We start from the raw sequence: 13,038 nt of genomic DNA, 5'->3' as shown, positions 1-13,038 counted from the left end.
GAGTTAGCCTACCCCTTGGGCCATCAATGCATTGGCTACCCGGTGGAATGCGGCGATGTTGGCCCCGCGATGGTAATCCTGGTAGCCATCTTCCGCCTCGAGGTGCTGGATACACTGGGCGTGGATGTCTTGCATGATTTCCAGCAGCTTTTCATCGAGGTGCTCCTGCTCCCAGCGGGAAAAGGACGCATTTTGCGCCATCTCAAGACCGGACAGGGCGACGCCCCCGGCGTTGGAGGCTTTGCCGGGTGCATGTAACACCTTGTTTTCCTTGAATAAGCGGGTGGCGTCTTCGGTGCAGGGCATATTGGCGCCTTCCGCAACAATCTGGCATTGATTGTCGATGAGCGCGCGCGCATCTTCCTCACCGAGTTCATTTTGGGTCGCGCAGGGAAGGGCAATATCACAGGGAAACTGCCAGGGTTTCTCGCCATCGTACCAGTCGCCCCCGCTGCTGGACTGGATTGCTTTCAGGGTTTTGGTGCTGCTGTCTGCAGCCTCGATTGCCGCATCGATATCCTTTTGTGGAATACCGGATTCGTTGTGCAGGACCCCCTTGCTGGAAGAGAGGGTTATTACCCGTGCACCAAGCTGCATGGCCTTTTGTGCGGCATGCAGTGCGACGTTGCCTGCCCCGGAAATCGACACGCGCAGGCCATCCAGCGCTTGCTGCCGCTGCGCGAGCATGCAGCGCAGAAAATAGATCAGGCCGTAACCGGTGGCCTCCATGCGCACATGGCTGCCGCCAAATTCGATGTCCTTGCCAGTGAGGGCGCCAGTAAAGGAGTTGGCGAGTCGGCGGTAATGGCCAAAGAGGTAACCGATTTCTCGGCGCCCCACGTTAATGTCCCCGGCGGGGACATCGGTGTTCTCACCGATATGGCGGTACAGCTCATTCATGAAGGCCTGGCAAAAGCGCATGATCTCGCGGTTCGAGCGATCACTGGGGTCGAAGTCGGAGCCGCCTTTGCCGCCGCCGATGGGTAGCCCGGTGAGGGCGTTTTTGAAGGTCTGCTCGAACGCGAGAAACTTGAGAACGGATGCCGTCACCGAGCGGTGGAAGCGGATGCCGCCCTTGTAAGGGCCGACGGCGCTGCAATGTTGTACCCGCCAGCCGCGATTCACCTGTACCTCACCAGTGTCATCCTCCCAGCACACGCGGAAGGTAATGATCCGGTCGGCTTCACTGAGACGGGGTAATATTTTGGCGGAGTGCCATCCGGTGTGCTCGGCGTAGTACGGGTACACATCGTATGCCAGCTCTCTTATTGCCTGATTGAACTCCGGTTCATCGGGGTTGCGCGTCTGTACCCAGGCGAGAAAGTCTTCCAGACCTTGTTTATGCTGTTTGTCCATGGCGTTGCCCCGCTCGTTGTTCTCGCTGGCTTGTTGCTCAGGTCGCATACACAATAGCTCAACCAGCTCCTGCCATTACCTACGCGAGCGAACGGCATCGGGATTTCCGAGGCATAAAAAAACCCCGCAAGGCGGGGTTTTTTCGGTGTCATTGGTGGATGCGTTTACCAGATAACCACGCGCTCCTCTTCCGGAAGGTACATGCCGTCGCCTTCCTTCACATCAAAGGCGGAGTAGAATGCCTCGATGTTCGGCAGGACGCCCTGAACACGATATTCCGCCGGTGAGTGCGGATCGGTCTTCAGGCGCTCACTCAGAGCCTCGTCGCGCATCTTGCTACGCCATACCTGTGCCCAGCCCAGGAACACACGCTGATCGCCGGTGAAACCGTCGATCTCCGGTGCCTCTTCACCGTTGAGGGACATCTTGTAGGCTTTGTAAGCGATGCCCAGGCCGGACAGGTCACCAATGTTTTCACCCAGCGTCAGCTCGCCGTTTACGTGCTCACCTTCAATTGGCTCGAAGCCATTGTACTGGGCGACCAGCTTGCCGGTGAGCTGCTCAAAGTTGTTGCGGTCAGAGTCGGTCCACCAGTTGTTCAGGTAACCTTTTCCGTCGAACTTGGAGCCCTTGTCGTCGAAGCCGTGGCCAATTTCATGGCCGATGACGCCGCCGATGCCGCCGTAGTTCACCGCGTCATCGGCGTTCATGTTAAAGAACGGCGGCTGCAGGATGGCGGCGGGGAATACGATTTCGTTCATCGCCGGATTGTAGTAGGCGTTGACCGTCTGCGGGCTCATACCCCAGGCACCCCGATCCAGCGGTTTGCCCAGTTTGTCGCGCTCATGCATGGTTTCAAACAGGGTCGCGGCAATGGCGTTACCGACCAGGTCATCCGCCTTTACTTCCAGCGCACTGTAGTCACGCCACTTGTCCGGGTAACCAATTTTGGTGGTGAAGTTAGCCAGCTTGGTGAGGGCTTCCTGTTTGGTATCTTCGCTCATCCAGCTCAGGGACTCGATGGACTCCCGGTAGGCCGCCTTCAGGTTGTCCACCAGCTTGACCATGCGCGCCTTGGCTTCTGGCGGAAAGTATTTTTCCACATAGCGCTGGCCGACCAGTTCGCCGACAGAACCGTTAACAAACTGTACCGCGCGCTTCCAGCGGGGCTCCATCTGTTCCACGCCGCGGATGGTGGTGCTGTAAAAATCGAAGTTGGCCTGGGCGATTTCAATGTGCATATAGGGCGCAGCGGCAGAGAGCACCTTGAGTTTGAGGTAGCGCTTCCAGGTGGCCAGATCAGTCTCGGCAATGATTGTGTTGGCCGCTTCCAGGTATTCCGGCTGGCCGACAATGAACTCCTGAGCATTCTCAAGGTGGGCCTTCTGCAGGTAGCTGTCCCACTCGATGGCCGGCATCATTGTTTTCAGGTCGGCGAGCGTTTTCTTGTTGTAGTAGCGCTCCGGGTCACGGTTGTCCACACGGGTGCGGTGGTGCTCGGCCAGGCTTTTCTCCAGGGCGTAAACCGCATCGGCACTTTCCTCGGCATTCTCGAGGCCGGCGATGCTCTGCATCTTGACCAGGTATTCGCGGTAGGCCTGCTGCAGTTTCTGACCTTTTTCGGAGTCGTCAAAGTAGTAATCGCGATCCGGGAGGCCGAGGCCCGCCTGCCACATAAAGGTGATGTAATTCTCTACCTGCTTGAGGTCCTGGTAAATCGTGCCACCAAAGGGCACGTTGTAGCCGACGGTGTCGGCGTAGGCAAAGAAGTCGCTCAGGTCTTTACGAGACTGGATGGCGTCCACCTTGGCCAGTTCGCCGGCGATCGCGCTCAGGCCTTTTTTCTCGATCAGCTCTTCGTTCATGTAGCTGTTGTAGAGAGCACCGATCTGTTTGGCCGCGGCACTGTTGGCGTGCTCGCCGGCTTCCATGATCAACGCCTTTACTTCTTCCATGGCCTTGTCGCGCAGAATGCTGAAACCGCCCCAGCGGGACTTGTCCGCGGGTATTTCGGTGTTCTTCAGCCAGTTGCCATTGACGTAGGTATAGAAGTCATCCTGCGGACGAACACTGGTGTCCATAGCACTCAGGTCGATACCGGAGCCAAGTTCCGCGGTCTGTACAGCGGCCGCTTCGGTCACACCCTGGGTGCTCTTTGCTTCAGGGTTTTCGGATTGGGAGCAGCCGGTGAGTGCGCCGCCGGCAATAGCGCCGGCAATTGCCAGAGGTAAAAGCAGTTTTTTCATGAGGGGCCTTTTGGGCTTGTTATATTTTGCGGTCAGAGACCGGGTGGAATGGAATCAATCGTATAGTATGCACCGGTGTGGATTCGGAGCAAGCGGGCTTGCGGTCAGCTGCCGCCACGGAGCGACGGATTTCGGCCAATAAAAAACCCCGCGAGGCGGGGTTTTTTATTGGCCGTGTGGCTTCGGCTCAGTCCGGGAGGCGGAAGGTAATGGGCACCGAGAACTTGTACTCATCCAGCTTCAGCTGCGAAGGCGTGGCCGGGTAAGGGCCTGCGCGCTCCACTGCTTCCAGCGCCTCGCGGTTCAGGCTGGAGTAACGGGACTCCTGCAGGGTGTTCACGCTCTTTACGTTACCCCGGTTGTCGATGGTTACGTTCAGGCGAACACTGCCTTCCTGGCCGCGCTCCTGGGCGCGTTTCGGATAGCGAATGTGCTTGAAGGTGTGACGCAACAGCATGGAATGGTAGATCTGACGAGCCAGGATCATGTCGGCGGTCAGTGGCGCTTCCTCTTCCTCTTCCATGTCCTCATCGTCTACCGGCGCGGCAGGGCGCGTGGTGGTGGGTTTGAGGGGCTTGGGCTGTGAGGCGGGCTGCGCGGCAGCGGTTTCGGGCTTGAGCTCGGGGCGCGCCGGTGCCGGCTTTTCAATTGCCGGTGCGCTGATCGCAGCCAGAGTGGGCGGCGGTATGTTGGCCGCAAGTGACGGCTGGGGCGAGGCCGCAGCAATCTGGGAGGACTCGGCTTTGGGTGTCGCCGGTTGGGCGGCGGCCTGCTGTTCTTCCTCTTGCTGGGCTTCCTGCTGGTCTACCATGGCCGCTACCTGAGCGACACGGTCGGCACCCGGCTGCAGGGCCTCGTAGCTGGCTAACAGGCCGGACTTCACCTCGCCGGCGGACATCAGGCCGTCACGAAAGTCGGTGGAGGGGGGGACGGGACCTATCCAGGCGCGCAACAGGGTGTTGAAGAACTCACGATCCTCGATCATGCCGATCATGATGTCGTTAAGAGAGACCGAAGTTGTGCCGGTATCTGCCGCGAAATCAACGCGCAGCCGGTCTCCTGCGACCAGGCGGCCTTTGAACAGGTTGGCAAAGGTCACCATGTTTTCCGCTTGACCGGTCAGGGTGTTGCCGGGGTTATTGATGGCAATGCCTTCCATCCACTGGTTGCGGAAGCGGCGAGCCGACAGGCGGTCCGCAATAATGCGGACTTCCAGGCTGCGCGGCATGTTGTTGTCGAGTAGAGTGCTCGCGTCGCTGGCGAGCCGCTCGGAATACACGGCAGCGATGTACTGGTCTTTGTTGAATTGTTGTTCCAGAGCGAGACCGTTCAGCAGCGGCGCGGCCTTTGCAGTCAGGGCCGTAGCGAACAACAGCAGGGCAATGACGAAGTTGGTCGTTTTCATTTTTGCTTTGGTATCTGATTGAAAGCCGGATGGGCAGAACCCGGCAGGTAAAGCGCTGGAAAAATAATCAAAATACCCCAGAGTTATTTCCAGCTGCTTCGACCGCACCCTCCCCGAAAGGCGCGGGGCCCCACGCTAATCTGCTAGGAAACCACAGGACATTTTCTACCCAGTGGCGCATATAGATTCATCGGGACTCTGCTCAACTCTACTTTAACTGCAATGGAGTTCAACCCTGAAGTGGGTAAAATGTCTCGTTTTTTTAAATCCGGCGATGGGTAAGGAAGACAGACGTTGCTTTCAGCCTAGAATGCAGGGCCAGATGGTGCAGTCCCGGCTGCCTGCGGACCAGACACGATCATGTCACCGGCGTACTCGGGTGCTAATGAAGTTCCTTTTAGCTCACAATAGGCGTTGAGGGGCTGATAAACATGCGGTACCGCCGACCAGAACTGTTTATGCTGAAGATCGTGTCTTAACTGTAACCGGTAGCTGCAAGTGTAAGCACCATTCAACTAACCTAAACGACCAAGCCAAGAGTTTCATGAATTACAAGCCGCTCAGTGATTACCCGCGGGATGCGGTAGATCGTCTCCTGAATGTTATCCATCTCTTTCGCGATATTCGAGCCACCAGTGAATGGCAGTACGATGTCTTGCTGAAGCGATCGCGTCTGGCCACCCTGTCACCCGGTGAGGCGCTGCTCCATGCGGGGGATGTGGACCAGTGGGTATATTTTCTACTGCGCGGTGAACTGCATGTGCATGTCGATGACGATGCGGCGGCCCGCGGCGAGCGCCCCCTGGCGGTGATTCGCCCTGGCGAGGTGTTCGGGGACCTGTCCATGCTGTTGGCGAAGCCGCGCAGTGCGACCATCGTGGCAGCTCCGGTCGGCCAGGACATTCAGGTGCTCGGGGTGGACTGCACCCTGTTTGGCGACCTCGAGGATTTCTCTCTGCTGCACTTGCCGACCAAGCTGGTGTTCTACCGCAATATGGTGCACTCACTGCGCTGGAAACTTGAGGTCTATCGCTCCAAGTACCCCATGCACGAGCTCGCCAACAGCCACCGCCGCCTGAAGCTGTACACCGGCCCCAAGAACAGTAAAGAAGAGCTGGTTGCCCTGGCCGGCCAGGCGCGGGACCTGGCAAGGATTCTCCTGGACTGGAATGCAGAATTTGGCAGTGGCCAACTCGCGGCCGAAGAGTCCGATATGACCGACTTTCTCGAATCTATTCTTTCCTGAGCGCCACCTCCCGTTCCTGGGCTCTTCCCCGCCCGGCTTGCGTGCCGGGCAAGCATCGGCTTGCGTAATTGTGGCCTGGCAGTCATAAAAACTGCGTTGCACTGTTCTCTTGGCGCGGCGCCCTTGCGCGTCCACCGGCACGCTGTTGCCTCCGCGGTTTCACCTGTCGATTTCACCTATCGATTTCGCAATTCGGCAGCTTTCATCACTGCGCAGTCATCGTTTTGCGCATAAAATGCGTACAACTTCGAGTCTCCCGGCGGATGACGCCGGCCCTGCATCACACACCTTCCGAGTAAACAGGAATACAGTCGGTATGAATTTTCTGCTTTCGTTCTGGCGGCAGCGCAATTATCGAATTGCTGCGATCGTCGCTCTCCTTGCAATTGTATGGCTGCTGAGCGGTGTGCTGTCCGGTGACCGCAATGCTGCGCTACAAAACGCTGGTGCTGTACCTGCCAAGCCGATCGCGGCGGAGCCCATCACTGTCCGGGCGCGGCGGATCGAGGCTCAGCCCTACACCACCCGTGTGATCGTTAACAGCCGTACCGAGGAAAATCGCAGTGTGCAGCTGCGCGCGGAACTGGATGGTGTGATTGCGGCACTGCCGGTGGCGGAGGGGGTGCGTGTGGCCGCCGGTGATGTGATCTGCGAAATTGCGGCCGAAGACCGGCCGGAAAAGCTGGCGCGGGCCCGCGCTACGCTGCGTAAGGCGGAGCTGGATTACGCCGGAGCCAAAAAACTCCAGGGGCGGGGACTGCAGTCGGAAGCGGCCATGGCGCAGCAGGAAGTTAACCTGGCCAATGCGCGGGCAGAACTGAAGCGCGCGCAGGTGGATGTGACCAATCTCGAGATCCGGGCCCCCTTCGACGGGCTGGTGAATCATCGGGCGGTTGAGTTGGGGGATTTCGTGCGTCGGGGCGAAGAGTGCGCAACGCTGCTGGATCTGGACCCTATTCTGATCGTGGGTGAGGTATCCGAGTCACAGGTGGCCAGCCTGAAGCCCGGCAAGCAGGCGTCGGCGCAATTGCAGCAGGGCCAGTTGGTCGAGGGGCGTTTGCGCTATGTCAGCCAGCAGGCCCACCCCGTTACGCGCGCTTATCGCGTTGAGGTCGCGGTGCCGAATACCGATGGGGCGCTGCGCAGCGGTATCAGTGCACGCATGGCGCTGCCTACCGGAGAGGTGCTGGCGCACCGGATCAACGCCTCCCTGCTGACGCTGGATGACCGTGGGCAGCTCGGCGTGCGTATTCTGGATGAAGAGCACCGGGTCAAATTTGTGAATGTGCGGCTCGTCAGTGATGACAGCTCGGGTGTCTGGGTTGCCGGTTTACCCGCCCAGGCACTGCTGATTACCGTGGGTCAGGAGTACGTGAGCGAGGGCGAGCGGGTGGCCGTAGAGTTTGAGGAGTCTGCCGGTGACTTGCCGGCGCCGGTATCCCGCGTGGACGGGGAGAGCGGAGACGTTGGCGCAGATCTGTTGAAAGCTTCCGCGGGCGCCGGGGTAAAACAGCCTGATATGCCGTCTGGCGCGGTTGCGCAGGAGCCTGTGCAATGAAGTTGCTTGAGAGCGCGGTTAACCGCTTTCGCAGCAGCATCAGCCTGATGTTGCTGATTGTCATCATGGGCATTGCCGCGCGCGGTGCCATGACGGTGGAATCCAGCCCGGAGGTCAATCCGCCCATCGTTATTGTGCAGGTGATGCACGAGGGAATCTCGCCGGAAGACGGCGTACGTCTGCTGATCCGCCCCCTGGAACAGGAAATTCGGGCACTCGAAGGTGTGAAGGAGGTGATGGCCACGGCCCGCGAGGGGTTGGTGTATCTGGTGATCGAGTTTGACTCGGCGCTGGACATTGACCTCGCCGTGGACGAGGCGCGCAACGCGGTGGACCGGGCGAAAGCCGAGTTGCCGAGGGGCGCGGAAGAGCCCATTGTCGAGGAGGCCTCGGCACAGCCTTTCCCCACGATTGTGGTCACTCTGGCAGGGGAGGGCGTTAGTGAGCGCGAGATGCTGCGCAGCGCCCAGGCTCTGCAGCGCAAAATTGAAAATATCAGCGAAGTATTGAGCGCGGAGATCAATGGCAATCGGGAGGAGGTCGTTGAAGCGACCATCGATCCGGTGCGTCTGGAGCACTACCAGATTACCAGCGGCGAACTGATCAATGCGGTGCTGGGCAATAATTTGCTGATCCCCGCCGGTGAAATGGATGTGAGCAAGGGCCGTTTCTCCGTCAAGGTGCCGGGCCTGATCGAATCCGCTGAGGATGTGTATCAAATCCCGCTGAAGCGCTCCGATGACGGTGTTGTGACCCTGGGGCAGGTAACGGATATCCGTCGCACCTTTAAAGATGCAACCACTTACACCAGCGTGAATGGGCGCCCGGGACTGGCCATCAATGTGGAAAAACGCACCGGTGCCAGTTCGGTGGCGCTTGCCGATACTGTCCGCGACGTGGTCAATGCCGAGCGGCAGTACCTTCCGCGGGGCGTTCAGGTGGACTTCGTGTTTGACCAGTCGCAGGTTGCGCGGGATATGGTCAGCGAAATGGAAGGCAATATTCTCACCGCGATGCTGCTGGTGATGATTATTGTGGTCGCGGCACTGGGCTTTCGCTCCGGGTTGCTGGTGGGGTTTGGCATTCCATTTTCGCTGTTGTTTGGTGCCATCATCGCCTGGTATCTGGGTTACTCCTTCAACTTCATGGTGATGTTCGGCATGTTGCTGGCGCTCGGCATGCTCATCGATGGCTCCATTGTGATTACCGAATTTGCCGATCGCAAAATGGCCGAGGGGTTGTCCGCACGGGTTGCCTATTCGATTGCTGTGCGCCGTATGTTCTGGCCGGTGGTGGCTTCTACTGGCACCACGCTCGCCGCCTTCTTGCCGATTATCTTCTGGCCGGGCGTGGTCGGTGACTTCATGCGTTACCTGCCGGTGACCGTGTTTGCGGTGCTGGCGGGCTCACTGGTGTACGCCCTGTTTTTTGCCCCCGTGCTGGGCTCGGTGTTTGGCAAGTCCGGGGTGGACCTGGCGGATCAGCAACATCTCAAGCAGCTTGAGTCCGGTGACCCCAAGGGGCTGAGCGGTATTACCGGGCTCTATGCGCGCCTGCTCGACCCGGTTGTGCGTCGCCCGATCACTTCCTTTTGCGCGACCATCCTGACCTTGGTGGGGATTTTTGTTGCCTTCAATGTCTTCAACCCCGGGGTGGAGTTTTTCACGGATACTGAAGAGCAATACGGCAACGTCGAGGTTCGGGCGCAGGGCAACCTCTCCATGGAGGAAAAGAAAGCGCTGGTGTCCCAGGTGGAAGCGGCGGTCATGGGGGTGCCGGAGGTTCGCGTGGTGTACTCGGCGATTGGCTCCGGTGGTATTTCCGGTAACTCGGAAAAGTCCCCGGACCAGATTGCCAACCTGCTGGTGGAGTTACTGCCGTCGATGGAGCGGGAGCGCAAAAGCAAAGAGATATTTGCCGATATCCGCAAAAGCACTGCGAATTTTGCCGGCATCAAAACCACGGCCAACGCGTTTGAGGGCGGACCGCCGGTTGGCAAGGATATTGTTCTGGAGTTGCGCAGCCGCGACTACGACCAACTGCTCGCGGAAACCTGGCGCCTGCACCGTGCCATGGTGAGTGAATTCGGCGGATTGCGCGACATCGTGAACACGGCGCCGCTGCCGGGTATTGAATGGGAGGTAAAGGTGGACCGGGCCAAGGCCGCACTCTACGGGGCGGATCTCACTGGTGTGGGGCGCGCCGTTCAGCTGGTGACCAACGGGGTAATAATGGCCGAGTACCGCCCGGATGACTCCGATGAGGAGGTCGACATCCGCATTCGCTATCCGGAGCATGCACGGGGGATCACGGCGCTCGACGAGCTTAAGGTGAATACGCCCAACGGTGCGGTGCCGGTCAGTAGCTTTGTTTCCACCCATGCCGGCCCCAAGGTGGACAAGATAGAACGCATCGATGGTATTACGCGGATGCAGGTCAAGGCCGATGTGGAAGATGGTGTACTGGCGGATGACAAAGTGCGGGAGATTCGGCAGTGGCTGGCGGAGAACCCGGTAGACGACCAGGTGGAGCTCCTGTTCCGTGGTGCCGATGAGGACCAGAATGAGTCGTTGACGTTCCTGCTCGGCGCCTTCCTGTTGTCGCTGTTCCTGATGTTCATCCTGCTGGTGACCCAGTTCAACAGCTTTTACCAGTCTGCGCTGATTCTCTCTTCCGTAATCATGTCCACCGCCGGTGTCATGCTGGGGCTGACCCTCACCCAGAGTACCTTCAGTGTCATTATGACGGGCGTGGGGATCGTGGCACTGGCGGGTATTGTGGTGAACAACAACATCGTGTTGATCGACACCTACAACTATGTGCGCAAAGCTGAACCGGAGTTGAGTCAGAGTGCAGCTGCGGTGAAAGCGGCAGCACAGCGCTTGAGACCGGTATTTTTGACCACGGCCACCACAATTCTCGGCCTGCTACCCCTGGCGTTGGGGGCGAGCGTGGATATGGTGGGCCGCACCGTTGTGGTTAACGGGGTGATCGCTTCTTTCTGGGTGAAACTCGCCAGCGCCATTGTGTACGGGCTGACCTTTTCTACCCTGTTAACGCTGATTGTGACCCCGGTGATGCTGGCGTTGCCATCCTCGCTACAGCAGCGGTTGCAGCGGGCAATGCCGGAGCGGTTTCGCACAGCAAGAGAGGGCTGAAAACATTGAAGTAGGGGCAGGGCAGGGAATGTTGAGCCCACCCAACGCTTCAGAGAAACACCTGAAGCAGTGACTGAAAACGAAAAAACCCCGGCGAGCCGGGGTTTTTTCGTTCCAGGTGCTGGAAATATCCGCTTAGGATTTTGCCTTCGGCGGGCGACCGCGACGACCAGGCGCTTTCTTGGCAGCGGAAGACTTGGCCGGGCGGCCTGGCTTTTTCTTGGCTGCCGCAGACTTGGCTGGACGGCCAGGCTTCTTGGCTGCAGCTTTAGCGGCAGTCTTCTTGGCCGGACGGCCGGGCTTCTTCTTGGTTGCAGCTTTTGCCTTGGCCTTAGCCTTGGCAGCGGCTTTCTTGGCCTTTTCAGCGGCCTTTTTCTTTGCAGCAGCAGCTTTCTTCTTCTCAGCAGCGGCTTTCTTCTTGGCGGCAGCGGCAGCCTTCTTCTTGGCGGCAGCGGCCTTCTTCTTGGCGGCAGCAGCGGCTTTCTTAGCAGCGGCAGCCGCTTTTTTCTTCTCGGCAGCAGCCTTCTTCTTCGCAGCGGCAGCCGCTTTCTTGGCAGCGGCAGCGGCTTTCTTCTTCTCAGCAGCGGCCAGCTTCTTGGTAATGGTGGCCTCTTCCTTGGCTACTGCCTTGGCGACTTTGACGGCCAGTGCGTTTTCGGAACTGATGGTGGCCAGCTTGGATTTGGCATCGGCAGCGGTAGCTTTGGCGGCAGTAGCGGCCTTCTTGGCTGCAGCTGCGGCGGTCTGAGCAGCTTTCAGCTGCTTCTGCTGAGCGGCAGATTTCTTCTTTGCGCGCGCGGCTTTTACCTTGGCGGCAGCAGCCTGGGCTTTTTTGGCGGCCTTATCGGCTTCCTTGGCAGCTTTTTCGGCTTCCTTCTGTGCAGTGGCTTCCTGAGTGCTGCGTGCTTTTTCGAGCTGGCTCTTCAGTGAGGCGAGCTCCGCTTCCAACTTCGCTACGGCGCTCACTTTTTTAGCAGTGGCTTTTTTACGTGCGGCCATAAAATATCCCTGTGTCTAAATTTAGTATTTAGGTGTTATTTTGGATGAGTGGAATTCATCGCGCTAATTGCAGCTTATTTATATACTTGAATGCAAGTGTTTTAAGGGCGTTTTTACTCTCTAATGAATAAATTTAAGGTTTTTTTTACGTTTATCGCGTTTTTGTGGCTTTTGTTCTGTGGGGCGGGGGCTATTTTCGCAATCGCGAGTGGCTATGGCGGTAATTCTATATTGGCCTGGGTAGGGTTATTTATTAACGCCTGGGCACTGCCGGTTTGGATGCTATTGCGTTACCAATACCCGGAAAAAATTGCCGGTGATTTACGAGAGTCAGGTGCGCTATTTGGTGTGCTGGCGGGGTTGGCGATCGTATTGCTGACGGATGCAACGCGCGGTTTGCCGATTTATCTGGCGATTACCAATCTGTTTGTGCTGCTCGTTTACCTCTATCACTTGAGCGCAGTGACGCATCCGCAAATGCCTGGGGTGGATGACATGTTTCCCCCACTCGCTTTCGCTGGAGGGGAAAAATGGGTAGCTGGACAATTCTGTTCCACCCGGCGTCTGCGCGGGGTGCTTGTGGTATTCCTGCGCGGTGCCTTTTGTGCAGCCAGTCGGCGGCAGCTCCATCAGCTGCATGCGCTGATGCCGGAACTCGCGCGGCGCAACATGGGCATGCTGCTGTTAAGTGGGCAATCGCCGGCCTGTTGGCCCGCATCTCTTGCTGCTGAGGTTGCCGCACTTGCCAGTGAGGACTGCCGGTTGGAGCAATTGGATACGGCCGCAACCAACGCACAAGGATTTATCGCTGACTCCGCTGCACCGTTTTTACGGCATGCTTTCCGTCAGCCGGAGCGCCGCACACATGCAGTGCGCCCGAGCGCCTGGTTACTGGACGCAGACGGATACATTCTGTGGCGTGATTTGGCGATGAACTACCGGGTTCCCGTACAGGTGGAAACTTTGCGCAGCCAGTTGTCTCGCGTCGAAGACTGATTGCCGCGGTGCGTGTACGGGGTCAGCTTTCTCCCGCAGGTTCTATTCATCACCGATGGCAGAGGCTGGCGCAG

General features: G+C 58.4%; 8 protein-coding genes. 4 read left to right on the top strand and 4 right to left on the bottom strand.

Translation table 11 applies throughout. From position 1 onward, the window contains the following. Window positions 1–3: 3 nt before the first annotated feature. The 3 genes from gdhA to JF535_RS16560 form a co-directional block, all read right to left on the bottom strand. The gene (gene gdhA / locus JF535_RS16570; RefSeq protein WP_340674210.1) at window positions 4–1,404 is read right to left on the bottom strand and encodes an NADP-specific glutamate dehydrogenase; all 1,401 of its coding nucleotides are present in this window, start codon (window positions 1,402–1,404) and stop codon (window positions 4–6) included. 116 nt (window positions 1,405–1,520) lie between these two features. Beyond that, window positions 1,521–3,602, bottom strand: coding sequence for a M13 family metallopeptidase (locus JF535_RS16565; RefSeq protein ID WP_207004248.1), 2,082 nt, complete (start codon window positions 3,600–3,602; stop codon window positions 1,521–1,523). A 187-nt stretch (window positions 3,603–3,789) separates the two neighbouring features. Next, complete coding sequence (locus JF535_RS16560) at window positions 3,790–5,007, bottom strand: TonB family protein (protein WP_207004247.1); 1,218 nt, start codon at window positions 5,005–5,007, stop codon at window positions 3,790–3,792. 544 nt (window positions 5,008–5,551) lie between these two features. Between JF535_RS16560 and JF535_RS16555 the strand changes: the two genes are divergently transcribed. The 3 genes from JF535_RS16555 to JF535_RS16545 all read left to right on the top strand — a co-directional run bounded on the left by JF535_RS16555 (window position 5,552) and on the right by JF535_RS16545 (window position 10,969). Further along, the gene (locus JF535_RS16555; protein WP_207004246.1) at window positions 5,552–6,253 is read left to right on the top strand and encodes a cyclic nucleotide-binding domain-containing protein; all 702 of its coding nucleotides are present in this window, start codon (window positions 5,552–5,554) and stop codon (window positions 6,251–6,253) included. Between the two features lie 316 nt (window positions 6,254–6,569). Continuing rightward, window positions 6,570–7,811, top strand: coding sequence for an efflux RND transporter periplasmic adaptor subunit (locus JF535_RS16550; protein ID WP_207004245.1), 1,242 nt, complete (start codon window positions 6,570–6,572; stop codon window positions 7,809–7,811). Then, window positions 7,808–10,969, top strand: a complete 3,162-nt coding sequence (locus tag JF535_RS16545; protein ID WP_207004244.1) for an efflux RND transporter permease subunit — start codon at window positions 7,808–7,810, stop codon at window positions 10,967–10,969. The genes JF535_RS16550 and JF535_RS16545 overlap by 4 nt, the downstream gene beginning before the upstream one ends. A 135-nt stretch (window positions 10,970–11,104) precedes the next feature. Here the strand turns inward: JF535_RS16545 and JF535_RS16540 are convergent, their stop codons facing one another. After that, complete coding sequence (locus JF535_RS16540) at window positions 11,105–11,968, bottom strand: hypothetical protein (RefSeq protein WP_207004243.1); 864 nt, start codon at window positions 11,966–11,968, stop codon at window positions 11,105–11,107. A gap of 285 nt (window positions 11,969–12,253) precedes the next feature. On the opposite strand from JF535_RS16540, the gene JF535_RS16535 reads away from it, so the two are divergent. Continuing rightward, window positions 12,254–12,964 (top strand): thioredoxin domain-containing protein, encoded by a 711-nt coding sequence (locus JF535_RS16535; protein ID WP_207004242.1) that lies wholly within the window; start codon window positions 12,254–12,256, stop codon window positions 12,962–12,964. Window positions 12,965–13,038: the final 74 nt, after the last annotated feature.

Source organism: Microbulbifer salipaludis (assembly GCF_017303155.1).
Lineage (GTDB): Bacteria > Pseudomonadota > Gammaproteobacteria > Pseudomonadales > Cellvibrionaceae > Microbulbifer > Microbulbifer salipaludis.
Note: the sequence above shows the minus strand (reverse complement) of the source record. Positions and strands in the feature narration are given on the sequence as shown.